The organism is Martinezella sp. CNPSo 3964 (assembly GCF_057784375.1).
In genome coordinates, this window is record NZ_JBXSOW010000009.1 from 148,516 (window position 1) to 173,129 (window position 24,614).

The following is a 24,614-nucleotide window of genomic DNA, read 5'->3' on the forward strand; positions in this document are numbered from 1 at the left end:
AGGGCCATGGCTCTCGCACTCGTCAATCCCTTCGCCCCCGACGTCAGGCACGATGCCGGCGAAAAGACGACCTCGCCCGTCATCGACGCCCGCAACATCGCCGTCAAATTCAAGGTCGAGGACGGCATCGTCGATGCCGTCAAGGACATCACATTCCAGCTCTATCGTGGCGAAACCATCGCGATTGTCGGCGAATCCGGCTCGGGAAAATCAGTGACAGCCCGCACTGTGATGGGGCTGCTCACCAAGCGCGCGGTGGTTTCGGACAAGTCCGCCGTTCATTACGACGGCAAGAACGTACTGAAATTCTCGGAGCGCGCGCGCCGACAGCTGCGCGGCGACCGCATCTCGATGATCTTCCAGGAGCCGATGAGCTCGCTCAATCCGATCTACACCATCGGCAGCCAGATCGTCGAAGCGATCCGAGTGCACCGCAAGGTCAGCCGACGCGACGCCGAGAAGCGGGCGCTCGACCTGCTCAAGCAGGTGCAGATCCCTGACCCAGAGGCGCGCCTGAAGCAATATCCCCATCAGCTCTCCGGCGGGCAGCGTCAGCGCGTGATGATCGCCATGGCACTTGCCAACGATCCCGATGTACTGATCGCCGACGAGCCCACGACAGCGCTCGACGTCACCGTGCAGGCGCAGATCCTGAACCTCATCCGCAATCTGCAGAAGCAGCTCGGCATGGCGGTGATCCTGATTACCCATGATCTGACGGTCGTGCGGCAATTCTCCGACTATGTGTATGTGATGCAACACGGCGAGATGCGCGAACACAATACGACCGACGCACTGTTCGCCAATCCGCAGCATCCCTACACACAACATCTGCTGACCTCGGAGCCGCGCGGGCAGGCAAAGCCGCTGCCGCCGAACTGCGATACGGTGCTCGAAGGCAAGTCCGTGAAAGTGGCGTTCATGCTGCGCCATGGCAGTTTCTTCAAGCCTGACATGCGCGAGCTGGTCGCTGTCGATAGCCTGAATATCGAGCTGCGTCGTCACGAAACGCTCGGCCTCGTCGGCGAATCCGGCTCCGGCAAAACCACCTTCGGCCAGGCGCTATTGCGCCTGATCGATGCCGATAGCGGCGAGATCTTTTTCGACGGGCAACCTATTCATGGCCGGTCTCGCGCCGAGATGCGGCCGCTGCGCTCGCGCATGCAGATCGTCTTTCAGGACCCCTTCTCGTCGCTGAACCCACGCATGACCATTGGCCAGATCATTTCCGAGGGACTGGTGGTCAACAATCTCGGCGCCAACAGGGCCGAGCGGCTGGAGCGCGTCAAGGAAGCGCTCGTCAGTGCCGGCATGCCGACCAATATCCTCTCGCGCTTCCCGCACGAGTTTTCCGGCGGTCAGCGCCAGCGCATCGCCATTGCCCGCGCCATCGCGCTCGAGCCGGAATTCATCCTGCTCGACGAGCCGACCTCGGCGCTCGATCTTTCCGTCCAGGCCCAGATCATCGACCTCCTGCGCAAGCTGCAGGACGAAAAAGGTCTGAGCTACCTTTTCATCTCACACGACCTCAAGGTCGTCCGCGCCCTTTGCCATCGTGTCATCGTCATGCAGCATGGCAAGATCATGGAGGAAGGGCCGGTCGAAGAGGTTCTATCGCATCCCAAGACGGCCTACACCGAACGCCTTGTCAGAGCGGCGTTCGAGGTGGCTTCATAGCATCCAGGAGATTTTGAAATGACAGCAACTCCCAAGATCACCTTCATCGGCGCCGGCTCGACCGTCTTCATGAAGAATATCATCGGCGACGTCTTGCAGCGCCCTGCCCTAGCAGGCGCCAGGATCGCGCTGATGGACATCAACCAGCAGCGGCTGGACGAAAGCGCCATCGTCGCTCGCAAGCTGGCCTCGACGCTCGGCGCCTCGGCCACGGTCGAGACTTTTACCGATCAGCGCAAGGCGCTTGACGGCGCGCACTTTGTCGTCGTCGCTTTCCAGATCGGCGGCTACGAGCCCTGCACCGTCACCGATTTCGAAGTGCCGAAGAAATACGGCCTGCGCCAGACGATCGCCGATACGCTCGGCGTCGGCGGCATCATGCGCGGCCTGCGCACGGTTCCGCATCTCTGGAAGATCTGCGAGGACATGCTCGCCGTTTGCCCGAATGCGATCATGCTGCAATATGTGAACCCGATGGCGATCAACACCTGGGCGATCGGCGAGAAGTACCCAACGATCAAGCAGGTCGGCCTTTGCCATTCGGTCCAGGGTACGGCCATGGAATTGGCGCACGATCTCGACATTCCCTATGACGAGATCCGCTACCGTTCGGCCGGCATCAACCACATGGCCTTCTATCTCGAATTCGAGCATCGCCAGGCCGACGGTTCCTATCGCAATCTCTATCCGGATCTCGTGCGCGCCTATCGCGAGGGACGCGCGCCGAAGCCCGGCTGGAACCCGCGTTGCCCGAATAAAGTACGCTACGAAATGCTGACCCACCTTGGCTATTTCGTCACCGAAAGCTCGGAGCACTTCGCCGAATACACGCCCTACTTCATCAAGGAAGGCCGCGAGGACCTGATCGAGAAGTTCGGCATTCCCCTTGACGAATATCCGAAGCGCTGCATCGAGCAGGTGGCGCGTTGGAAAAATCAGGCCGAGGAATATCGCACCGCCGAGAAGATCGAGGTCAAGCAATCGAAGGAATATGCCTCTTCGATCATCAATTCGGTTTGGACCGGCGAACCTTCAGTGATCTACGGCAATGTCCGCAACAATGGCTGCATCACCTCGCTGCCGTTCAATTGCGCAGCCGAAGTCGCCTGCCTCGTCGATGCCTCCGGCATCCAGCCGACCTATGTCGGTGACCTGCCGCCACAGCTGACCGCCTTGATCCGCACGAATATCAACGTGCAGGAGCTGACGGTGAAGGCCCTCATGACCGAAAATCGCGAGCACATCTATCACGCCGCGATGATGGACCCGCATACGGCGGCCGAACTGGATCTCGACCAGATCTGGTCGCTGGTTGACGAACTGCTCGTCGCCCACGGCGACTGGCTACCGGAATGGGCGCGCGGCAATCGCAAGGTTCAGGCCGCCTGAAGCCATTCTCTCCCGGCTTGCGGCCCAAAGGCCTCGCGGTGCTGCCGCGGGGCCTTACATTTTTACCGTGCCGGAGAAAATGAAAATCCAAAACGCGGGCGAATGTCGCATCGATAGCCGATGGCAAAGCGCATTCGCCTGGGTTAGAAAACACTCGCAGTTTGGAGGAGACGAACGACATGGCCAGCTCGGAAACATTCACCACCGGAACATTCGTCGGCCGCATCTGGCGCCCGGATGTTGATGGCCCTGCCCTCGTCATCGTCCGCGACGGTATGCTCTATGACATCACGTCGAAGGAAACGCCGACCATGCGCGACCTTCTGGAAAAGGACGATCCGGTTGCTTTCGTTCGCGCGCAAAAGGGCGAGGCCGTTGCTAGGCTCGACGATTTGCTCGCCGGCAAGGCCGACCGCTCGGCTCTCCATCTCCTCGCACCCATCGATCTGCAGGCGATCAAGGCCTGTGGCGTCACTTTTGCCCGCTCAATGCTGGAGCGTGTCATCGAGGAGCGCGCCGCCGGCAATCCCGATCTTGCCGAAGCGATCCGCGGCAAGGTGACTGCACTGATTGGCGACAGCCTGCGCAACCTCAAGGCCGGCTCGCCCGAAGCGGCCAAGGTCAAGGCAGCGCTGATCGAGGAAGGTGTCTGGTCCCAATATCTCGAAGTCGGCATCGGGCCGGACGCCGAAGTCTTTTCGAAGTCGCAGGTCATGTCTTCGGTCGGGCCAGGCGCGGATGTCGGTCTGCATCCGATCTCCAAATGGAACAATCCCGAGCCGGAAATCGTGCTTGCCGTCGACAGCCAGGGCCGGGTCAAGGGCGCAACGCTTGGCAACGACGTCAACCTGCGCGACGTCGAAGGCCGTTCGGCCCTGTTGCTCGGCAAGGCCAAGGACAACAACGCTTCCTGCTCGATCGGGCCGTTCATCCGTCTGTTCGACGAGACTTACGCTCTGGATGACGTGCGCAATGCCGATCTCGATTTGAAGGTCGAAGGCGAGGATGGTTATGTGCTGCACGGCCGCTCGTCTATGAAGGAGATTAGCCGCGATCCGCTCGACCTCGTCTCGCAGACCATCGGCCGACATCATCAATATCCCGACGGCTTCGTGCTGTTCATGGGAACGCTTTTCGCGCCTGTCGAGGATCGCGACACACCCGGCCAGGGCTTCACCCATAAGATCGGCGACATCGTCACCATCTCCAACGAGAAGCTGGGATCACTCAAAAACCGCGTGCTGCTGTCAACCGAGTGCCCGCCCTGGACGTTCGGCGCGTCGCATCTGATGCGCAATCTCGCTCGGCGCGGTTTAATTTAAGGCGTCGGCCGGCGAACGCAAGACTGGAGGGATGACAGTTTTGCCGTCAATTGCGCGGCATCGATCAAGGCAAGATTGCCGCCGGCGAAAAATGCATCGTTGGAAACATCGCGCCCGACCCATGGCGGCGGCGTGATCTCGTCCAGCACGGCGGCCGACTCCGCTTCGATCTCGCATAGAACCAAGCCGTCAAGCTGACCTTCGAAAACATCAAGGCAAAGCGTGGACAAGGCGATGTTGTCCCGCCTCTTGCGAATGCCTTTGCCGCTCAGTGCTGAAAGGAGATCATATTCCTGCGATGTCAGGTAGATATTGACGATTGCGAGGGGATCGGCACTCGGACCGGGGTACTTCTTACAGAGCTTGTATTGCTCGTTTCCATCCTCGCAGATAATCTTGCGCAGGCGCAGCCTGGTGCCGTCGAGATAAAGATCTTCAATCAGCCGGGATGCTATTCCGGAAAGATCTGGAATGTCGCTGAGAAGAAAACGGCGTTCATATTCGGGTCGGGCATATTTCGGAATTGAGTTCGCCATATTGAAATGGGGCTCCCGCCTCTCAAAAGCACGGGCACCTGCCCCCTCAATCTCAATGGGTGGACATCGACTGTGGCTGGTTGAGGCGGCTGCGGACGGCGGTCAGTTCCGAGGTCGTGTGGTTGAGGCGGTCTGCCAGCACGCGCATGATCTCGACGGCCATTTCCGGGAAATCGCTGAGTAGCTTCAGGAAATGCTCCTTGCTGATCTTCAGGGCTTCCAGCCTGGAAGTCGCTTTCACCGTGGCTGTACGGGAGACATCGCAGAGGATGGCAATTTCGCCCACGATGGAATTGAGGTCGACTTCGGCAACCTTGATCTCGCCGGCTGGGCTATCGACGAGAATATCAGCAGTTCCTGAAAGAACAACATAGGCCGCATCACCTTGATCGCCCTGATGAAACAGGATTTGGCCAGCATTGTAGCTGACCCGATCGGACGTAAACGCCAAGAGTTTCAATTTTGCGGGTGCAATGCGCGAAAAAATCGGCACCCGCTTCAGCATTTCAACTTCGTCCTTCAGAAGCATGAGCTTCGGTACCCCCAGTGTTCGGCCCCAGACGCCACTGTTGAGATAGGATATTACGATAACAGTTCTTTGAACATACCGTTTTTCTCTAAAAGATCGGTAGTGGAGCCACTTTCGACAAGACTGCCGTGGTCGAAGACCAGAACACGGTCGAATAGTTCGGCAAAGCTGGGATTGGACAGGACCCAGATGATCGCCGGCGCATAGCCGTCGCTATCGAACTCGCCGAGAATAGCCCTAGCAATCTGATCCTGAACGCGGTGGTCGAGCGCCGGCAGCGGGCGATTGCAGATGATATAGTCGGCACGTTTCAAAAGGGCGCGACCGAGATTGAGTTTCTGGCGCTGCACGTTTGTCAAGCGCTTGCCACCCGAGCCGACATCGAAATCCAGGCCGATCGACAGAACGCCGTCATGCATGCCGAGACGCCCGAACACATCATACATGATCTGATGGATACGTTCCGGCGCATTTGCCTGCTGATGAGCGATACGACCGAACAGCACGTTATCCATCAAGGTGGCCGAGGCGGTAAAGCGCTCCGGATCGTAGCGCTCGATGACCTTGGCGAGATCGGCTGGAATATTCTCATAGAATTTCGCGCGCGCCTGCACGATCTTTTCCATGAGTACCTGTGTCAGAAGGCCGAAGCGGTGACGTGGTTCAATATAGGAGAAGCTCAGGCGGATGATGGCGGCTCGCTCGTCGTCGGTGGCCGCCTCATAGCCCTTGCCATTGAGCTTCTGCAACAGCGCCTCGTAGGTCGGGATGTCTTCCGCCGTCATGAAGGTCAGCTGCTGGAAGAACGGATGGTCCGGCGGCAGGTCGGTAAAGAGCTCGACCGCGTTCTCGGCGATCTCGAGACCCATATCGTACAAGTCGGACACCAGGCCCGTCTCGGCAAATATCTGCCGGAAGTAGGGGTGTGCCGCCAGCTTGCGATTGGTCATCTGCGGCCGCTTCAGCGTGCCGAACAGCAGATTTTCACCGACTGTCGCCTGCAGATTGTAAGCATCAAACTCGAAGGGAACCACGAGATCCTCGAGTTTTTCCTCTTCAAGTCGCAACCGCAATGCCTGCCGCAGCTCGACGATGCGCGACGTCAGATCCTGATGCGCGGCAGCGTCCACATTCGAACGCAATGCCATGTCGAAAATATCCTGCGACATGGTAACGGCATCGAGAACCGGACGGATGGCGGAATAGATATCATCCGGCCCCGTTGCGCCGGCGGCGGCATAATCCACCCAATCGCTATTGAGATCGAATTCCGGATTGGCCGCGCGCCGGGCCTCGGCCACGCTCCACTTGGCCTTTATAGCCTCATCCTCGCTGTAAACCGGAGCAACGAGCGGCGCATGCTTGAGGCCATAGAGCAGGTTGCTGCGCAAGGTGCCGTGGAAGAAGAACGTCTCGGAAGAAGCATAGGCAATGCGTCGCCCGGTAAGCGATTCCGGTAGTTCGAGGATATCGCGCCCGTCGATCGAGACGCGGCCGCTATCCGGCCAGATCAGGCGCCCGAATGCCTCGGCGAGATATTCACCACCCGCACCACTATCGCCGACGATCGCCACCCTTTCACCTGGCTGAATCTCGACTGAGACGTGATCCAGCACGCGCGCGCCGCTATCGTCGACGACAGTCAGATTGGTCGCAACGAGGGCATGAGTGATGCGGCCCGCCGGCGCATGCGAGACGACCTGGATTTTCGGGTCGATCAGATTGTCGACGCTGAACTGCTCGACCACCTGATTGTACTTCACCTGAACGTCCTGTCGCGACTGATCCCAGTCGATCAGCTCCTTCAACGGTCCCGGCAGATCCTTGTACGCATTGATGACGGCAACAAGCTGACCGATGTCCAGGCGACCCTGCAACGCCAGGAAGCCGCCGATCAGGTAGAACAGGAATGGCGTCACCTGAGCGAGGAAGTTATTGATGAATTTCACCAGAAACTTCCACTGGTAGAGGTCGTAGCGGATCGAGAAGATCAATCCGAGCCGGTGAGCAATGTCGGCACGCTCCAGGTTCGTGGTATCGTTGGCGTGGATGGTGCCGATACCATCGACAATCTCGCCGACGCGGCCGGAAAGCTCGCGCGCCGTCAACTGTCGCTGACGACCGAGTTCCAGGAGCCGCTTGCGCATGCGGGGAATGACGATCGCCTGCACGGCGACGATGGCGGCGGCGATCATGCCGAGCCAGAAATTCTGCATGATGATGAAGATGAGCGCGGTGACCGCCTGACCGCCGAGAAGGGCGGGTTGTACGAAGGCGTCGCCCGTGAAGCCGCCCATCGGCTCCACCTCGTCCTTGATCATGGTGGCGATTTCGGCGGGCTTTACCCGCTTGAAATGCACTGGAGGAAACCGCAGCACGCGATCGATCAGCTCGAAGCGAATGCGGCGAAGCATACGCTCGCCCAGCCGTCCCTTATAGGTGTTGATATAGAGCTTGAAGAGGCCGTTGAGGACGACAAGCGCCAGAAACACCATGCTCAGCGCAACGAGCATCCACATGCGCGTCAGCTGCACGCCCTGAAAAATCTCGACATGACCGATGAGCGGCATATCGAAGGCGATATGCATGAAGGTCTGCGTATCGCCGGGATGTTCGAAACCCTTGCCCTGTATAGGCCCGTTGACGATCTGCTTCGGCAAGTCGAAGGACAGGAAGTACGGGATCATCGAGGCCGCGACGACAAGCAGTATCCAGATCTGCTCCAGCCGGGTATTCGACCAAATGTAGCGCGCTAGGCTTTTTTCCATTGCTTACTGCAGGCTTTCAAATTCAACGCCCAGCGCCAGCGCGACGCCGGCACCGATGTTGCAGAGATGCGGGAAGGTTTCGTTACGGATGCGTGGCCCCATATCTGAAAGGGGACGCCGCCCGGTCTTTCGTCCACGCTCCTCCCGATTCATCGATTTTTCGATTTATATCACAAGATTGCGGGAATCCAGGAGGATAAAACGACAGGATGTCTCCGATAGCCGGCGCACACGTTCCTACCTGACCTCACGCAGAATGGCGGATGTTCTGGCGGCGCCGCCGAGATCGATATCCGGGTTGCCTGGCTTGGGTCGGGACAGTGCCGTCTTCACGGCCTCGACCAGCATATCCGCCGTCAATCCCGCCTCCGGCAGGGCCAATGCCAACCCCAATCTCTCCAGCCGCTCGGCCCTGACGGACTGCTCCGTCTCGCCGCCAGCGGTGAAAGGAACCAGAATGGCGCGGCAGCCGGCCACGAGAAGATCGCCGACCGTATTGTAGCCGGCCTGCGAGATCGACAGCTCGGCGCCACGCAGAAGAGAGGGAAAATCCTTGCGGAAGCGAACGAGCTCGACATTGTCAGGCGCGTCCACGGCGAGATCGGCATAATCCTGGTCGGGCAGGTTCGGTCCGGCGATCAATAGCCAGCGACGATCGGTCGCCACGCGGCTTGCCGCCTCGAGCGAGGCGCGGATGAGATCGCGCCCGACAGCGCCGCCGCCAGCCGAAACAACGATATCGAAGGTTTCGACGGGTTCCGGCGGCGGAGCGGGTGCGACAAGACCCGTATAGACGATCTTGGCAGCGATCGCCTCGGTCAAGGGAAAGGTCTCTTCCAGCCGGACGAAATGCGGATCGCCGTGAACGAGCACGCCATCGAAGTGATCGCGCAGGAGGCCCACCGTCTCTTCGTCACGCCCCGGTTTCTTCTGCTGCTGCAGAATATCGCGCACCGAGGTATAGAGCCTCGGCTTCGGATCGGCTTCCGAAATGGCATCGAGCAGCGGCAGAAGCTCGAAGCGCATCTGTCTGCGACCGAAGGGAAAGGCCTCGATGATGACGACATCGGGTGCCGCCTGTCGGAATGCCTCCAGCAGCAAGTCGCGACGCCGAGACAGGAACTCCTCGTCGGCGGCATTGCCAGACTGATCGGCAAGGCCGGAGAAGCCGGCACTGCTGGCAACCACGGCCGGCAATGTGACGGAGGTGACATCTGCCCCCGGAAAGCCGTTCACCGGCACGCCGCCGGTGACCACCGTCACCCGGCAACCGTCTTTCGCCAGCGCGCTGGCAATGCGGCTCGCCCGCGCCAGATGGCCGATGCCAAGCAGATGCTGAACGTAGAAAAAGACCCGCAAAGGGGAATTACGCAAGGCCGTCATGCGGATTTCCGCCATTGATCTTCTTTCTGCCATTGCTCCTCGAACAGCCCGGTCAGTTGCCGGATGCTGGCGTGATAGTCGAAATGCTCGCGCACTCGCCTTTCGGCCGCCTCGCCCAGCCTATGGCGCAGTGCCGGATTGCGAATGGCAGATTCCAGCGCCACGGCAAGCGCCTGCGGGTCCTCCGGGGCAACAACAAGACCGTTCGTACCATCTTCGAGCAGTTCGGGAACGCCGGAGACATCGGTGGAGACGCAGACAAGACGCTGGCTCGAGGCTTCGACAAGCACGTTCGGCAGCCCGTCACGGTCGCCGTCGGCGGCTACCCGGCAGGCGAGCGCGAAGATATCGGCCTGGCGATAATGGGCAAGCACATCCTCCTGCGCCAACGCACCCTTCCAGGTGATGCGATCGGCAATGCCGAGCGCATCTGCCAATGCCTTCAATTTCGAAAGGCCGTCGCCGCCGCCGATATGGGTGAAACGCCAGCTGAGATCACCGGGAAGCAACGCCAGCGCCTTCAATAGCACGTCGTATCCCTTTTTCTCGACAGCGCGGCCGACGCTGAGAATGAAGGCGGGATCGGAAGCGTCCTTACCATCACGGCTAGAATGTTCGCCTGTGAACGAGCCGAAGCGATCGAGGTCCAGACCGTGATAGCTCAGATGAACCTTGTCATCTGCCCCGATCAGATCGCGCATGTGCTCGAAGCCGGTGCGCGTGCACGTCACGGTCCAGCGGGCGCGGGCGAGCTTTTCCGAAAGCTCCCAATCCGGCGACGTCCAGATGTCCTTGGCATGGGCAGAGCAGGTCCAGGGAATGCCGGTCATGATGCTGGCATAGGACGTTACCGAAGCCGGCGTGTGGATGAAATGCGCATGAAGCCACTCGCCGCCATCGGGCCACTCATGCGCCAATACGAGCGCCTGACCGAAGCGTCGCACACGGTTTGGGGTGATGTCACGTTTGAGATCGGCGAGAAATTGCTTCAGGAGCGGCTTGAACCCAGGCTTGCCGATGCCGGCCAAGAAGGCGCGAAGCACCCTCAGCGGTTCGTTGTGCAGATATTCGGGCAGATAGAGGACGCGCGCCCTGATCTCGTCATGGACGGGATGGCGCTTCTTGTCCGTGGGCTTGCGCATGGAAATCAGCGTCAGGTCGAAGCCGGCCTTCTCCAGGCCGAGCAGCTCTTGCGCAATGAAGGTTTCCGACAGGCGGGGATAGCCTTTCAGGACCACCAGTATTTTCTTCCGCATCGACAGGTTCCGGTGATCTACTCGGCAACGATCGATAGCGGCGTATAGCGCTCGCGGTCATCGAACCATTCGCCGACGGTGCGCGAAATATGCACGAGCCCTTCCAGGCGCATGTTGCTGGCGCTCGCCGAGGGCGGCGCCCGGTTCGGCAGGCGTTTCAGGGCAGCGGCAAGTTGCTTCGGATCGGCCGATTCCTCCGGCAGCAGCATATCGACGAGACCGAGCTCGCTTGCCCGCTGCGCGCGGATGAGCTGCTCCTCGCGTGGCCGCGTGCGGGGGATGATCAGCGCTGGCTTGTCGAAAGACAGGATCTCGCAATAGGTATTGTAGCCCCCCATCGCGACGACGGCCTTGGCGCCGGCAATCAGCTCTTCCATCTTGTTGTCGAACTCGATGACCTGCAGACAGCCGATCTTGCTGGCGCGCTCCAGCAACTGGCTGCGCTCCTTGGCCGGCATATAGGGGCCAAGCACGATCAACGTCTTCTGCGTGAGAGAACTGTCATCTTCGAAAGCGGCAATGACATCGCTGACAAGATCGGCACCGTCGCCACCGCCGCCGGTCGTCACCAGGATATAATCTTCATCCGGCACATGTTCGGACTTCGTGCCCAGAGTGGAAACGCTACGCTGCAGGAAGCCGACGAACTCCATCTTGCGACGCACGCCAGGGGGAACATCAAGGCCAACGAGCGGATCGTGAAAATCCGGCGGCCCATAGACCCAGACGCGATCATAGAATTGATCGATCTTCTGCAGGACATTGTTCCTCTTCCACTCGGCCTCCAGCAGGTGCGGCGCATCCATGACGTCGCGCATGCCAAGAACAAGCGTCGTGCCGCGCGCCTTGAGATAGGTCAGCGTCTCCTCGACTTCGCCTTTCAGCCCCATCGGCTCCTTGTCGACGATGAAGACGTCGGGCTGGAAGGTTTCGGCCGTATGGCGAATGATCGATTGCCGCATCTTCAACGTTTCCTGCAGCGCGACATGGCTCGCCATAGACGTGTATTCGCCGTCGCGCAGCTTGATGACGCTCGGCACTTTGACGAAATCGACACGAGCACGATAATCGAATGCCCCTGCGATCGTCGCGCCGGAAATGATCAGCACGTTCAAACCGCGATAGTCCTCAACAAGCGCATGGGCAATCGTTCTGCACCGCCTCAAATGGCCGAGACCGAACGTGTCGTGGCTATACATGAGGATTCGAGCATCTTCTAAGCGCCGCTTCATAGGCAAAAACCTCTGGGGGTGAAAGTTGTACGCGGTGTGTCGGCAAACGACATCCGCGGGCCGCTTCTCGAATTGCAATCCTGTCTTCGCCGTTCATCCTGCTATTTGTAGGGATCGGCGGCATCGCGCAAGCCGTCTCCTAAAAAGTTGAACGCCAGAATGACCAAAATCACCGGGATCATAGGGAAAAGGAGCCATGGATAGAAGGCGATGACGCTGACACTCCTTGCCTCGGTCAGCAAAATGCCCCAGCTCGTGATGGGCGGGCGAAGCCCCAGTCCGAGGAAGCTAAGCGCGGTTTCGCCGAGAATCATGCTTGGAACAGAGATCGTCGCCGTGGCGATCAGATGCGACATGAAGCCGGGAACGAGATGGCGGCCGATGATACGCGGCGTGCTTGCGCCCATCAATTGCGCAGCGAGCACGTAATCCTCCTCACGCAGCGACAAAAGCTTCGAGCGCACGGCGCGTGCAAGGCCGGTCCAGTCGAGGATGCCGAGAATGATGGTGATACCGAAATAGACGATGATCGGACTCCAGCTCACGGGCATGATCGCCGCCAGCGCCATCCACAATGGCAAGCTTGGCAGCGACTGCAGTACCTCGATCACGCGCTGAACGAGGAGATCGAAAAGACCGCCGTGATAACCTGCCAGACCGCCGATGACAACGCCGAGCACGAAGCTGATCGCTATGCCGATCAACCCGATCGTCAAGGATATGCGCGCGCCGTAGATGATGCGCGACAGCACGTCCCGGCCCAGGCGATCGGTTCCAAGCAGGTACATTTGGCCGCCGACGGAAGGGCAGACCAGATGAAGGTTCGAATCCACCAAGCCCCAGAAACGATAGGCGTCGCCGCGGCAAAAGAAGCGGATCGGCTGCACGTCCGAAGGATTGTCGGCATAGATCCGGCGCAGCGTATCGATATCGAGCGTCATTTTCCGGCCATAGACGAATGGCCCGACGAACTCGCCCTTGTCGAAGAAATGGACCATCTGTGGCGGCGAGTGGATATAGTCGACATTACGGCTGTGCAGCCCGTAAGGCGCCAGGAATTCGGCAATCAGGATCATGCCGTAGGCCAGCAACAAAAAGATGCCGGAGGCGAGCGCAAGCTTGTGCTTCCTGAACTTCCACCACATCAGCTTCTTCTGCGAGGCCATGTAGTAGCGCTGCTGGCCAGCGGACGTGGCTTCGAACTGATCCGGATCGAAATCCGCGTTCGAGACATAATGCTCAAGGGGGGCACCGGGTTTTGGCAGGGATACGCTCACTTTGTACTCCTGCCTTGCAAGCGGATGCGGGGATCGAGAAAGCCGAGCGCGATATCCGAGATCAGCACACCGATAACATTGAGGAAGGCGAGAAACATCAGAAATGAACCGGCAAGATACATGTCCTGGCTTTGCAAGGCCCGGATCAGCATCGGACCGGTCGTCTCCAGCGACAGCACGATCGCGGTAATCTCGGCGCCCGAAATGATCGACGGCAGGATGGAACCGATATCGGCGACGAAGAAGTTCAATGCCATGCGCAACGGATATTTCACCAGAGCCTTCAGCGGATGCAGCCCCTTGGCTCGCGCGGTGATGACATATTGCTTCTGCATCTCGTCGAGCAGATTGGCGCGAAGGCGGCGGATCATGCCCGCCGTCCCGGCCGTGCCGACGATGATGACCGGAATCCACAGATGTGACAGAATTGAGCGTGCCTTGTCCCAGCTCATCGGCTGCGAGAGATATTGCTGATCCATCAAGTGGCCGATCGACACGCCGAACCAGACATTGGCGAAATACATCAGGATCAGCGCCAGCATGAAATTCGGGATGGCAATGCCGAGCAGGCCGAGGAAGGTCAGGCCGTAATCGCCCCAGCTATACTGATGGGTGGCGGAATAGATGCCGATCGGGAAGGCGATCAGCCAGGTCACGAGGATCGTCGTCATCGATACGAGAATGGTCAGCCACAAGCGGTCGCCGACGACATCCGAAACCGGCAGCTGATATTCAAAGGAATAGCCGAAATCGCCATGCAGCATCCCGGCAACCCAGTGGACATATTGAAGCGGCATGGGCTGATCGAGGCCGTATTCGTGACGAAGATTCTCGATCTCCTGAAGATTCGCCGTCTCGCCCTGGGCGCGCAGCTCGGCGATCTGGCTTTCGAAGAAGTCGCCGGGCGGAAGCTGGATGATCGTGAAGACCAGCATCGAAATGACGATCAGGGTCGGGATCATAACGGCGATGCGCCAAAGGATATATCTAAGCATTCCGGCGATCCTCCTTCATCCAGAAGGTATCCGGCATGTAGACACCGAGAAAGCAGGTTGGATCGAAGCCGTAAAGCGCTTTTTCCGGCACGTTCTGCATGCGCGCCGAATGCACGATCGGCTGCAGCGTGGCGTTGATGAGGCCGATGGAGAAAACCTGGTCCGTATAGATCGACAGCATTTCGTGCCAGATCTCGGCGCGCTCGAAGGAAGATGCCGCGGCTTCCCATTCTCGAAGCAGCTTGACGAGTTTGGCGGCCTCCGGAACATCAGGCGCAACACCCTGCGTCTCACGCGAAAGATAGTACATGCCCCAAAGCGGCCATTGCATTTGGTCGTCGGTCGTCGGCGCCAGCTCCGCCGGGTTCATGTCCGCCGTCGGCACGCCGTTGTCCAGACCATACCACAAGGACATCAGGATACGTCCGCCCATGGCGCGACTGCGGAAAATGTCGCGTTGCGACACACGCGTAAACAGTGCGATACCGACCTTGCGCCAGTGATCGGTGACCAGCTCCAGGACGTCCGCATCCAACGGGCTTTCGCCCGGTGTTTCCACTGTGATTTCCATGCGCCGCCCATCCGGCAGCAGGCGAATGCCATCTTCATCGCGCTTGGCAAGACCGGCGGCGTCGAGCAAAGCATTGGCCTGATCGGGATCGTGCGCAATCCAGGCCGACGCATATTCCGGCTTGTAGAGCGGGCTGTCCGGCAGGACGGTATTGGCGCTCTCGGTGCCGAGGCCGTAGAAGACGGCCATATTGACCTCATGGCGGTCAATCGCCAGCGACAGGGCTCGCCGTACGCGCACATCGCGCAGAACGTCTCGCCATACGGCATCGGCGCTGTTCAGATTGGGAAATAGCGCGACCCGCGACCCACGTGCCGCTTTCCAGAGATTGACCTTGATCGGGTGGATCTTCTCCGCTTCCTTGAGGAAGGTATAGTCGTTGAAGTCTATGCCGTTTGCCTGCAGATCACTTTCTCCCGCGCCGGTCTTGGCGGCGATGATTGCGGAAGAGCTGATGCTCAGGATCATCCGATCGATATAGGGCAACTGCCGGCCATTTTCGTCGACGCGGTGGAAATAGGGATTGCGCTCGAAGACGAATTGCTCGGCCGGCGGCGCGGTCGTGTTGCGCCAGGGATCGAGCACCGGCAGATTAGGATTTTCAGGCCGGTAGGAACGGGCCATCTTGATGTGAAGATCCTGCCATTTCTTAGCGCGGTTTTCCTTCATCAGCGAAGAAAGGCGAATGCTATCCTGATATTTCTTGTGGAACTGTTTCAGATAATGCGCAGGCCCAGCAATGACGAGCGGCTGCGGCGCGGCCAGAATTGGCAGGAAATCGGGATTTGGATCATCCCAGGAATAGCGCACCGTCAGCTCATCGAGCAACTCGAACCGCGGCAGGCTACCATGCGGGCGCAACTCCAAGGCGCCACCGCCCGGTGTCAGTTCCTTGTTGAGGATGACGTCTTCCCACCAATAGCGGAAGTCATAGGCGGTGAAAGGATGCCCATCCGACCATTTATGTCCGTCGCGCAGCTTGAAGGTGAAAACCATGTCGTTGACGGAGGTGAATGACTCCAGAATATCAGGCTGCAACGACAGGGTACGATCATAGCCGACGAGACGGGCATAGCCGTATATCGTCATGAAGCGGATGTCGTTCTGGCTGCCGACAATGGTGCGCACCGAGCCACCATAGTGACCCGGCGTGCGCCCCATGGCCGCAACATTGACGATGCGCGGGAACTTCGGCAGACGCTTGGCGAGATGCGGCATCTGGCCAGCCCTCAGCCAATCGGCAAAATATTCCGGCTCGTTGTCGACATCCGCGGCAAGAACGGGCTGAGGCAAAACGGTGGTGGCCAGCAGGCCGAGAAAGGTGCGCCGATTAATCATTTGCGCAGCTCCTGGGCACCGAGACCCCGGCGGGCGCGCACGAAATGTCCTCCACCCAAATCGGCATAGGCCAGATCTCCATCCGCTCCCTCAGAGAATTGCGGCCCCCATTTCTGCCTGGCTGCAGGGCCTTCGCTGTTCAGGGCGGAGAAATCCAGCGGCCGGTCGAGATCGGGGAACGGAACGGCTGCAAGCAGCGAGCGCGTGTAGGGATGAACGGGATCGCGCAGGATGATCTCGCGCGGTGCGATTTCGACGATGCGTCCCCGTGCCATCACGGCAATCCGATCGGCCATATAGTCGACCACGGCGAGATTGTGCGAAATGAACAGGTAGGTCAGGCCGAGCTCTTTCTGCAGATCCTTGAGAAGGTTCAGAATTTGCGCCTGTACGGACACGTCGAGCGCCGAGACGGGCTCGTCAAGGATCAGAAGCTTCGGCCCCAGCGCCAAAGCGCGCGCAATTCCGATGCGCTGGCGCTGGCCGCCGGAGAAGCTGTGCGGATAACGGCTCAGATAGTGCTTGTCGAGGCCGATCGCCTGCATCAGCGCCTTGACCTTCTCCGTGCGCTCGGCGCTGTCGCCATGCCTATGGATTTCCAGGGGCTCACTCAGGATGTTGCGGATGGTCATGCGTGGAGAAAGCGAAGAGACCGGGTCCTGGAAGACCATCTGGATCTTCGTGCGCAGATCCATCAACTCGTCGCCCTTGACAGCAAGCACATCGATCTTGCCGCTGCCATCATCGAAGCTGACGGAACCACCGTCAGCGGTGACACCCCGCATCAGGATCTTGCTCACCGTCGTCTTGCCGCAGCCACTTTCCCCAACGAGGCCAAGACATTCGCCGCGGCGAATATCGAAACTGACATCATCGACCGCCCGGAACTTCGTGCCATCCCGTCGCCCAAACAGCCCGCCGGCCTTCGACGTATAGGTCTTGGTCAGGTTGCGCACACTGAGCAGAACATCGGGTGTCGTGCCCACCGCCGGCACGCCATTGCCGACGAGCTTCTTCTTGCCGGAGAAGGTGCCGAGATTGACCGGGACATCCCGCAAGGATTTCAATCGCTCTCCCGGCTTCATATCGAAATGCGGCACCGCCGACATCAGCGCCTTCAGATAGCGATGCTGCGGCTGACGAAAGATCGTGTCGACCGGGCCTGCTTCCATGATCTCGCCGTGATAGATGACCACGACCTCATCGGCCATGTTCGCAACGACGCCGAGATCGTGGGTAATCAGCAGCATCGCCATGTTGAAAGTCTGCTGGAGATTGCGCAGCAGGCCGAGGATCTGCGCCTGGATAGTGACATCCAACGCCGTCGTCGGCTCGTCGGCAATCAGCAGCGCCGGATTGCAGATCAGCGCCATGGCGATCATCGCACGCTGGCGCATGCCTCCGGAAAGCTCGAAAGGATACATGTCGAAAGTGCGAACCGGGTCCTGAAAGCCGACAAGGTTCAGCATCTCTTCCGTCTTTTCGCGCTGCTCGGCTCTGCTGGTGCCGGCGCTGTGAATGCGCAACGCTTCGCTGATCTGGTTGCCGACCGTATGCAGTGGCGACAGCGAGGTCATCGGCTCCTGGAAGATCTTCGCCATGCGTGCGCCGCGCAGCCGGCGGATTGCTGCGCCGTCGCGCGGCAGCTGAAGAATATCGGTCGTCTGACCGTCAAGCGGATCGGTAAACAGAATCCGGCCGGTCGCCTTCGCCGCCGTCGGAAGGATGCCCATGATCGATTGGCTGATGATCGATTTGCCGGAACCGGATTCGCCGACCAGCGCCGTAACCTTACCCGGAAGCACTCTCAAGCCGGCATTCTTGACGACGCGCAGACTATCTCCATAAAGGGAGAACGAGACGTCGAGGTTCTCAATACGCAGTAGATCAGTCCCTGACGCCATACATATTACTTCCCGCTCACATGACCTTTGTGGCCTTATAAGGCACACTAACGTAGGCCATAACGGGTGTCTAGCTGGTCAAAGCAATGCCGCGACTGTAAAAAAACTGTCGTCTTTCCAGTGATATATCGGCTTATGCTGAAGCGGGACGCATCTGCGTTACGGAGTCAGGTTTTCAACTTGAAGACGGCCCTCGAACTTCTTGGCATCCCTGTGCAAGAGAATGACCTGCTCGGCCTCGGAAAGGCTGTCAGGCGCTGTTTCCTGGAAGATCTCGAGCGCGCCATTGGCTGACGTCGCTGCTTTCGGAGAGACAACGGTAAAGCGCTGGCGTACGCCGCGCAGCTTCTCTTCTCCGAGTTTTCCCCATTCACAATCGGTGTAGCTGGAGAAAGCCTGGCTCGCGACGACTTCGGTCGCATATTTCTTGGTCAGCGACTGTAGCCGCTCAACCTCGTTGACCGCCGCGCCGAAGGCGGAAAACGTCAACCGATCCTTCAATCCGACATTGCCGAACATGACGTTGCCGACATGCAGCCCGATCCCATAACGCACTTCGCTCAAATTGCGCGACTGGCGATCAGTGTTAAGCGCCGTGACCCGGCGTTGCGCCTCGAAAACGGCCGAAAGCGCCGCCTCACACGCAACCTTGGATGGGTCCTTGTGCCTGCCGCATGGATAGACCGCGAGAAATCCGTCGCCAAGGAAGCTCAGAATCTCGCCGCCATTGCGATTGAACGGCGCTGCGATCGCATCGAAGAACTCGTTCAGCGTATCGATATAGGCTTGGCGTCCTTCCTTTTCGGCATAAACCGTGGATTGCCGCATGTCGCCCATGACGAGCGCCGCACGGATCGTCTCGCCGTCGCCGCGGCGGATCTGGCCGTTCAGCACGCGCTTTCCGGCGTCGCCGCCGAGATAGGTGGTCAGCATATTGTTGGCAAGCTTGCCGAGAACCGCCATCTTGGCAGCCATGGCCAGATGGTTCTGCATGCGCATCAGCGCGCCGATCATCTCTTCGCTGAAACCACCGATGCTGTCGGTCGACCAGGAGCCCATCATGCCCTGCACCGAGCCCGCGCCGAAAGTCTGCACGAAGGCCATATAGTCGGTGACCTTCTCTTTTCGCAGGTCCTCGAAGATCGGAAACTCGACCGTGCCGTCGACATCGATCCTGCGACGCAGGTGCTGAAGATTGTTGGACAGGAGATAATAATAGGGGCTCTGCACAAAGCGTTCCGGCTTTTCGTTTCCATGCCGGTAGCCCTCGATCATCAAACCGCCGGCGCGTCGCCAGGTAAAGCCAAGCGCATCATATAACGGGTGAAGCATGGAAAAGGTCAGATGCACGCGATTGAGCGGCATTCCTGTCGCAGCCATGCGTTCGCAAAAGCCGCGAACGATGGTCTCCAGGTTTTCGCCCGTCAGCGCCGCCTGCGTCAGCCATTCAGCAACTTTATCGAGAAGAAGATCAGAAACACTCGAATGAATAGTCATTGTCCCCGCGGCCTATCTTAACAATGCCCGATGTCTCGCCGGTTATGGACGCCGTCACTTTCGCCGACCGCCATCTCCGGAATTTCCGGCCTATCGTCCAAGGCTGGATGAAACAATCATTCAATAGCGCCGGCGCGTTCTGTTGCTACCCCTGGATCGCGCAAGCACCAGAAAATCGACTGCATTTCTCACGGCCCCCGCACCAGAAATGCAGCAAAAGGATAGCCGTCGCAACCGGCGACTCTCGTTTTGTTCTCTTTCAGATAAGGCGCATATTCAGCGGAAACAATGGCGTAAACCGAAATGGATCGATAAAAATCACAACTGCGACCGGAGCGGCTGCGTGTGGCATCCGAAAGTCACTCGCCCGCGGCAAGCTCGGGCGGCCGCTTTTCCCGCAACGCCATGGCCGCCATCGCATAACCGCCACTCGCCCCATCGATAAAGTGCATATGGTCGCGCATGAGGGGCGTCGGCACGAAGCAGGTCATCAACGCGCTATCCTGGCGATGCAGACCGAAGCGGCAGACGCCCTCCGCCTCCGCCTGGCGCAAGCGCGCCTCGATGCGTTCAAGATGCGTGGCGTCGACGTCGATGGTCATTTTCAGGCCATCGTCGAATTTACGGAAATCGGAATTCGCCGCGAGATCACGCCGGTAGATCTTGGCATCGAAGGTTGCGGTCCTCACCCCGAACTTGTCGAGAACCCAGACAAGGACGATCTGGGCATCGATGACAAGTTTGCGCCACCAGCGATTGGCCGGAGTGGCCAAAGCCCGCGCTTCGATATCAGCACCACCGAAGCTCAATGCCGGCGTCGGACCTTCAACAGGGACGGGGTGGCTGTCGCGGTTCTGCTCTGCAGATATGGCAATGATATCGGCAACCAGTTGCTGAAATTTCGGACCACTTCCAGCGTCGCCGGGTATGGCGATGATCGAGACGATCTCGCCATTCTGCGCCTCGATCGGATTCCATCGGCACGAAAGACCCGTCAGATCAGGCTCCACCCCTGTCGGCATCGCCTCGACGATGAAGCGGCCCGCCTTCATCTGCCGCTCCGCCCAGCTCGTACCGCCGCCGGAAAACATGGCATAGGAAACATAGTCGCTTGGACTGAAACGAGCGACCCGCACGTCGAACCCCTCGCCGCGAATCGCATCCATCGGCACCAGAGCCGTGCGCAGATCGAGCTGCAGCTCTTCCTTCACCCAGCCCCGCACGGCCGCAAGCGCCTGCCGCGCCCGCTCCCCACCGGAGGGCGGTACGGCCACCAATGCGCCATCCCCGCCAAAGGCGAAGGGATAGTCGCCTCGGTCCAAGGCGTTGAGCACGGCGGAAATCACGCTGGCGCCTGCCATATTGACCGATTTGTAGTGGCCGGCGGCAATCGCCTTTGTCGAGCTGACGATGTCGGCGATCGCAATCAGCCAGTCACCCGGGAGGGGCTGATAATTGGCGCTGTCGGTCACACCTTCGAAACGCGTGAAACCCGCAAGCTTATGGAAGAAATCATCATTGGATGGCTCGGCCATGATGTCCCCCTTCATTGAGCGCCGCGACAATCTATCCCTACAGCAAATGCATCGAAAAGCCAGCGGGCGGTCGACGCCGCGATATCCGCCGTGCTACGCCCACTGCGGGAGAGGCACAAGACGCCAAGGATATTTCAAATACGATGAGCCGCCTGGATAGTTTCATTCGCCGCCTCAGCGCACAGCGCGACATCCTCAATGCCGTTGCCGACGAGGTAAGAATGCTTGATGGCCCCGTGCTGGAGCTCGGCCTCGGCAACGGTCGCACCTTCGATCATCTGCGCGAACTCTTCCCCGATCGCCGCATCATTGCCTTCGACCGGGCGGTCAATGCCTACGGTCCTTCCATGCCGTCCGCCGACAATCTCGTTCTCGGCGAGATCAAGGACACGACGAAAACCTTCATCGGCACCGACGCCTCGCTCGCCCATGCCGATATCGGCACCGGCTACGAAGACAAGGATGCGATAACATTGACCTGGCTGCCCCGGATCATGGCTGGTGTGCTGGCATCGGGCGGGCTTGCGGTCAGCGGCCTTCCCCTCGATCATCCAGATCTCGAGGCACTGCCCCTGCCCTCGACCGTCAAGGACGGGCGCTATTTCATCTATCGGCGCAAATAGGCTCAGCGCAGAAACAGAACGTCGAACTGTTCGCCCTCGACGGGCAATTCGACCACCTTCATGACCTGCTCGCCGTCTTCGAAGAAGGCGAGACATTCGCTGTAGTGTCCGGCAAGATCGGCAATGAAGTCTCTTGTCTGATCCTTGCCGTAGAAGGCCGGCGTGAATTCCATATAGAGCGGCACCCTGCGGGCCATCAGCGCGCTCATCGAACGGCAGGCAACCGGCTCGTAGCCTTCAATATCCATCCAGATCAGCCCGATATTGGCGGGATCGACGCCTGCCTGCAGGAGAATATCGCTAACGGGCCGGACAGGTACCGAGATCTTCTCGTCGGTTTCGCTCTGCCGCAATGCGCTGCTTTTGCCATGATTCTTGTGGTTGAGATAGAAATCGAGCTGGCCTTCGCGATCGCCGGCGGCGCAATTGACCGCGGTCACCATCGCCTGCAGGCCGTTATCGGCGATATTGGTCGCCAGCAGGCGAAAATTGCGCGGGTCCGGCTCGACGGCGATGATATGGTCATAGGCACCGCTGAGGGCAAAATAGCAGGTCTGCGTGCCGATATTGCCGCCGAGCTCCAGAAGCGCCGATCCCTTGCGCAACAGCCCGCGCTCGCGCAATACGCTCAGTAGGCGGTCGACATGGTCGCGCTCGAAATGCCCTTTGCGAAAAACCTTGCGGCCGATGTAGTCGGCCGGCGAGAAACTGAGGACGTGATCGCCGCAGTCGACCGTCATCGTCTTCACCCGGGAGCCGATCGCGCTGATGAGGATATCCCGGCCGAGCCTGGTGTCGAACAGGCGCGTCGCGATCGCATCCCGTTTGCGGCGAAACGCTCGTTTCCAGTATTTTCTCGTGAGGATCTTGCGGTCGAACATGAGCGCCATCCCTACACCAGCGCCGTTCCGTTGCAAACGGCGAAGATCGGCAACGCAAGCCTCGGAAAATCAGGCAAAGTGGCCGCTCGCCTCTTTCGAAACGATATAGACCCGCAAGGGCTCGCCCCGGCCCCGAACGGCGATCTCGCGGCTTTCGGTGCCTGCTATATCTGCTTCCGAAAGCTGTGCCACCGGTTCCGAAAAGACGAGCGCAGTGTTGAATTCCTTGGCGACGCTTTCAAGACGGCTGGCGACATTGACCGTATCGCCGATCGCCGTCACGTTCTTGACGGTGCCATACCCCATCGAGCCCACCACAGCGAGGCCTGTATGGATGCCGATGGCGATCTCAAGCGGTGCCGCCAGCTCGTCGGCCAACTCGTCGCTGAGCTTGTCGATCTCCTTGATGATCGCGGCGGCGGCCTTCAATGCCTGGCGATTGGCCTCCTTCGGGGTCGTGCGAAGGCCGAATAGCGCCATGGCACCATCACCGATGAATTTGTCCATCCGGCCGCCATTCTCCTCGATGATGCGGCCGACGATGGCAAAATAACGATTGAGGAGAAAGACGATATCGAAGGGCAGTCGCGATTCCGTCAACGACGTGAAATGGCGAAGATCGCAGAAGAAGACGACAATCTCACGCTCACGGCCGGGGCTTGCGGCTTGGGTATAGACGGGAACCGTCGCCTCGGCCATCGGCGTCAGCAGCGGCACAACGCTGACATTGCCGGTCGGACGCAGCTGGCAGGCAAGTCTGACATCCGGCGTGGCGCCGATACGGTTCAAGGTCTTCTGCTCCAGCGCCTCAGGCGGTGGCAGGTTTTCGGCCCCCTCAATGATCTGCACACGGCAGGTGGAACATTGCCCCTTGCCGCCACAGACCGAGTAATGCGGGATACCGCCGAGACGGCTTGCTTCGAGCACGCTGAAGCCACGTGGCGCGTGCACGACTTCCCCGCCTGCGTAACGGATGGCGACCTGATATTGCCGCTCTCTTAGTCTGCGATGCGCCCGGAACGCGAAAAGGGCGGCGATCGACAGGCTGAAGGCACCATAGAACCCCGCACGATACGGCCATAAGGCTCCCGCCATTTTACTGCCCGGCACCGAACCCGACTCGCCGAAGCTTCGCATGTCGCTGTAGTAGCCGCCGGGATAGCCACGCTCATCTTCCTGGGCGACTTCATACGCCACGGTCTTGCCCATTGCGGCAAAACCGAGCAAAGCGAGAACCGGCAGAACGATGGCAAGCGACAGTATGACGGGCGCGATCGCCGTATACCACGGGCGGTAGCGCAGCCAGAAATGAACGCCGATACATCCATGAAGCCAAACGATCAGGAGTACGAACGACTGGCGCAGGCCGTTGAGTGGCGCGGTCACCCACAGGCTGCGCACGATCGCCTTGTAAGTATCGTGATAGCCGTAGACTTCATGGACGATGCGCGTGGAAACGATGTGATCGATCAGCAGCAGGGGTACCAATAGACCGGTTACGATCTGAAAAGCTTCGCCGGCAGGCATGACGAGCGTTCTGCGCCTGTAGAGCATTCGCAGCACGAGCAGGATATGGAGAATCAGCGCTCCATAGAGAAGCACGGTTCCGACTGGATTGCGCCACACGGCCATGAACCAATGTTGCGCATGTTCAGCCATGCCGAGCGAGATCAGCCCGAGGGAATGGTTGGCCAGATGCATGATCACGAAGGCAAAAACGATCAGACCGGAGCCGAGACGGAGCTTTCGCACGAGGCGATCGGTAATTATTGGCTTTCTTGCCTCGGTGGTCATCAAACCCAATGTATATTGCCCGTTCACAACAGATCGGAAAACGGCTATCGCCTATTCATCTAGCCGCAACGCCGCATGCTGTCGAGGATGCGGCTTTTTGAAGCAGG

At 59.4% G+C, this 24,614-nt stretch carries 19 protein-coding genes; 4 read left to right on the plus strand and 15 right to left on the minus strand.

Annotated features, from left to right (window positions below):
• The first annotated feature begins 6 nt into the window (after positions 1 to 6).
• The 3 genes from AC13Q5_RS25650 to AC13Q5_RS25660 all read left to right on the plus strand — a co-directional run bounded on the left by AC13Q5_RS25650 (position 7) and on the right by AC13Q5_RS25660 (position 4,388).
• Complete coding sequence (locus AC13Q5_RS25650; RefSeq protein ID WP_075852692.1) at positions 7 to 1,677, plus strand: ABC transporter ATP-binding protein; 1,671 nt, start codon at positions 7 to 9, stop codon at positions 1,675 to 1,677.
• Between the two features lie 18 nt (positions 1,678 to 1,695).
• Positions 1,696 to 3,066 (plus strand): alpha-galactosidase, encoded by a 1,371-nt coding sequence (melA, locus tag AC13Q5_RS25655; RefSeq protein WP_488503607.1) that lies wholly within the window; start codon positions 1,696 to 1,698, stop codon positions 3,064 to 3,066.
• 179 nt (positions 3,067 to 3,245) lie between these two features.
• Entirely contained in the window at positions 3,246 to 4,388 is a 1,143-nt protein-coding gene (locus AC13Q5_RS25660) for a fumarylacetoacetate hydrolase family protein (RefSeq protein WP_488503608.1), read from the plus strand.
• Here the strand turns inward: AC13Q5_RS25660 and AC13Q5_RS25665 are convergent.
• From AC13Q5_RS25665 to AC13Q5_RS25725, 13 genes are all read right to left on the minus strand, one after another.
• Positions 4,385 to 4,924 (minus strand): CYTH domain-containing protein, encoded by a 540-nt coding sequence (locus tag AC13Q5_RS25665; RefSeq protein ID WP_488503609.1) that lies wholly within the window; start codon positions 4,922 to 4,924, stop codon positions 4,385 to 4,387. The two genes, AC13Q5_RS25660 and AC13Q5_RS25665, sit on opposite strands and share 4 nt — an antisense overlap.
• 52 nt (positions 4,925 to 4,976) lie before the next feature.
• Positions 4,977 to 5,453, minus strand: a complete 477-nt coding sequence (locus AC13Q5_RS25670; protein ID WP_075852696.1) for a cyclic nucleotide-binding domain-containing protein — start codon at positions 5,451 to 5,453, stop codon at positions 4,977 to 4,979.
• Positions 5,454 to 5,506: 53 nt separating this feature from the next.
• Positions 5,507 to 8,221: an ABC transporter transmembrane domain-containing protein gene (locus AC13Q5_RS25675; RefSeq protein WP_488503610.1), complete on the minus strand. Its 2,715-nt coding sequence runs from the start codon at positions 8,219 to 8,221 to the stop codon at positions 5,507 to 5,509.
• A gap of 3 nt (positions 8,222 to 8,224) precedes the next feature.
• The gene (locus AC13Q5_RS25680; RefSeq protein WP_159444772.1) at positions 8,225 to 8,374 is read right to left on the minus strand and encodes a hypothetical protein; all 150 of its coding nucleotides are present in this window, start codon (positions 8,372 to 8,374) and stop codon (positions 8,225 to 8,227) included.
• Positions 8,375 to 8,458: 84 nt separating this feature from the next.
• Entirely contained in the window at positions 8,459 to 9,604 is a 1,146-nt protein-coding gene (locus AC13Q5_RS25685; protein ID WP_075853229.1) for a glycosyltransferase family protein, read from the minus strand.
• Complete coding sequence (locus AC13Q5_RS25690) at positions 9,601 to 10,866, minus strand: glycosyltransferase family 4 protein (protein WP_488503666.1); 1,266 nt, start codon at positions 10,864 to 10,866, stop codon at positions 9,601 to 9,603. The genes AC13Q5_RS25685 and AC13Q5_RS25690 overlap by 4 nt, the downstream gene beginning before the upstream one ends.
• Positions 10,867 to 10,877: 11 nt before the next feature.
• Positions 10,878 to 12,092 carry a glycosyltransferase family protein gene (locus AC13Q5_RS25695; protein ID WP_075852699.1) on the minus strand — a complete coding sequence of 405 codons (1,215 nt, stop codon included), beginning with the start codon at positions 12,090 to 12,092 and terminating at the stop codon, positions 10,878 to 10,880.
• Positions 12,093 to 12,193: 101 nt separating this feature from the next.
• Complete coding sequence (locus AC13Q5_RS25700) at positions 12,194 to 13,369, minus strand: ABC transporter permease (protein ID WP_457882380.1); 1,176 nt, start codon at positions 13,367 to 13,369, stop codon at positions 12,194 to 12,196.
• Positions 13,366 to 14,364: an ABC transporter permease gene (locus tag AC13Q5_RS25705; protein ID WP_075852701.1), complete on the minus strand. Its 999-nt coding sequence runs from the start codon at positions 14,362 to 14,364 to the stop codon at positions 13,366 to 13,368. The genes AC13Q5_RS25700 and AC13Q5_RS25705 overlap by 4 nt, the downstream gene beginning before the upstream one ends.
• Positions 14,357 to 16,273, minus strand: a complete 1,917-nt coding sequence (locus AC13Q5_RS25710) for an ABC transporter substrate-binding protein (protein WP_457882381.1) — start codon at positions 16,271 to 16,273, stop codon at positions 14,357 to 14,359. The genes AC13Q5_RS25705 and AC13Q5_RS25710 overlap by 8 nt, the downstream gene beginning before the upstream one ends.
• Complete coding sequence (locus AC13Q5_RS25715) at positions 16,270 to 18,177, minus strand: ABC transporter ATP-binding protein (RefSeq protein WP_075852703.1); 1,908 nt, start codon at positions 18,175 to 18,177, stop codon at positions 16,270 to 16,272. Before AC13Q5_RS25715 ends, AC13Q5_RS25710 begins: the two co-directional genes overlap by 4 nt.
• Positions 18,178 to 18,336: 159 nt before the next feature.
• Entirely contained in the window at positions 18,337 to 19,674 is a 1,338-nt protein-coding gene (locus tag AC13Q5_RS25720; RefSeq protein WP_075852704.1) for an adenylate/guanylate cyclase domain-containing protein, read from the minus strand.
• Between the two features lie 359 nt (positions 19,675 to 20,033).
• A complete protein-coding gene (locus AC13Q5_RS25725; protein WP_488503611.1) occupies positions 20,034 to 21,209 on the minus strand; it encodes a DUF3095 domain-containing protein in 1,176 nt (391 codons plus the stop codon).
• Between the two features lie 143 nt (positions 21,210 to 21,352).
• On the opposite strand from AC13Q5_RS25725, the gene AC13Q5_RS25730 reads away from it, so the two are divergent.
• On the plus strand, positions 21,353 to 21,832 hold the full coding sequence (locus tag AC13Q5_RS25730; protein ID WP_457882385.1) for a class I SAM-dependent methyltransferase: 480 nt from the start codon (positions 21,353 to 21,355) through the stop codon (positions 21,830 to 21,832).
• Positions 21,833 to 21,834: 2 nt separating this feature from the next.
• Here the strand turns inward: AC13Q5_RS25730 and AC13Q5_RS25735 are convergent, their stop codons facing one another.
• Both AC13Q5_RS25735 and AC13Q5_RS25740 read right to left on the minus strand, forming a co-directional pair.
• Complete coding sequence (locus tag AC13Q5_RS25735) at positions 21,835 to 22,713, minus strand: FkbM family methyltransferase (RefSeq protein ID WP_488503612.1); 879 nt, start codon at positions 22,711 to 22,713, stop codon at positions 21,835 to 21,837.
• A gap of 69 nt (positions 22,714 to 22,782) precedes the next feature.
• On the minus strand, positions 22,783 to 24,507 hold the full coding sequence (locus tag AC13Q5_RS25740) for an adenylate/guanylate cyclase domain-containing protein (RefSeq protein WP_075853233.1): 1,725 nt from the start codon (positions 24,505 to 24,507) through the stop codon (positions 22,783 to 22,785).
• Positions 24,508 to 24,614: the final 107 nt, after the last annotated feature.

Excerpts from the sequence above, each read along its gene's own strand:
- AC13Q5_RS25665 (WP_488503609.1), bottom strand. The coding sequence starts at position 4,924 with ATGGCGAACTCAATTCCGAAATATGCCCGACCCGAATATGAACGCCGT.
- AC13Q5_RS25730 (WP_457882385.1), top strand. The coding sequence starts at position 21,353 with ATGAGCCGCCTGGATAGTTTCATTCGCCGCCTCAGCGCACAGCGCGAC.
- AC13Q5_RS25715 (WP_075852703.1), bottom strand. The coding sequence starts at position 18,177 with ATGGCGTCAGGGACTGATCTACTGCGTATTGAGAACCTCGACGTCTCG.
- AC13Q5_RS25680 (WP_159444772.1), bottom strand. The coding sequence starts at position 8,374 with ATGAATCGGGAGGAGCGTGGACGAAAGACCGGGCGGCGTCCCCTTTCA.
- AC13Q5_RS25735 (WP_488503612.1), bottom strand. The coding sequence starts at position 22,713 with ATGTTCGACCGCAAGATCCTCACGAGAAAATACTGGAAACGAGCGTTT.
- AC13Q5_RS25705 (WP_075852701.1), bottom strand. The coding sequence starts at position 14,364 with ATGCTTAGATATATCCTTTGGCGCATCGCCGTTATGATCCCGACCCTG.
- melA (WP_488503607.1), top strand. The coding sequence starts at position 1,696 with ATGACAGCAACTCCCAAGATCACCTTCATCGGCGCCGGCTCGACCGTC.
- AC13Q5_RS25675 (WP_488503610.1), bottom strand. The coding sequence starts at position 8,221 with ATGGAAAAAAGCCTAGCGCGCTACATTTGGTCGAATACCCGGCTGGAG.
- AC13Q5_RS25670 (WP_075852696.1), bottom strand. The coding sequence starts at position 5,453 with ATGCTTCTGAAGGACGAAGTTGAAATGCTGAAGCGGGTGCCGATTTTT.
- AC13Q5_RS25710 (WP_457882381.1), bottom strand. The coding sequence starts at position 16,273 with ATGATTAATCGGCGCACCTTTCTCGGCCTGCTGGCCACCACCGTTTTG.
- AC13Q5_RS25650 (WP_075852692.1), top strand. The coding sequence starts at position 7 with ATGGCTCTCGCACTCGTCAATCCCTTCGCCCCCGACGTCAGGCACGAT.
- AC13Q5_RS25725 (WP_488503611.1), bottom strand. The coding sequence starts at position 21,209 with ATGGCCGAGCCATCCAATGATGATTTCTTCCATAAGCTTGCGGGTTTC.
- AC13Q5_RS25695 (WP_075852699.1), bottom strand. The coding sequence starts at position 12,092 with ATGAAGCGGCGCTTAGAAGATGCTCGAATCCTCATGTATAGCCACGAC.
- AC13Q5_RS25740 (WP_075853233.1), bottom strand. The coding sequence starts at position 24,507 with ATGACCACCGAGGCAAGAAAGCCAATAATTACCGATCGCCTCGTGCGA.
- AC13Q5_RS25685 (WP_075853229.1), bottom strand. The coding sequence starts at position 9,604 with ATGACGGCCTTGCGTAATTCCCCTTTGCGGGTCTTTTTCTACGTTCAG.
- AC13Q5_RS25720 (WP_075852704.1), bottom strand. The coding sequence starts at position 19,674 with ATGACTATTCATTCGAGTGTTTCTGATCTTCTTCTCGATAAAGTTGCT.
- AC13Q5_RS25660 (WP_488503608.1), top strand. The coding sequence starts at position 3,246 with ATGGCCAGCTCGGAAACATTCACCACCGGAACATTCGTCGGCCGCATC.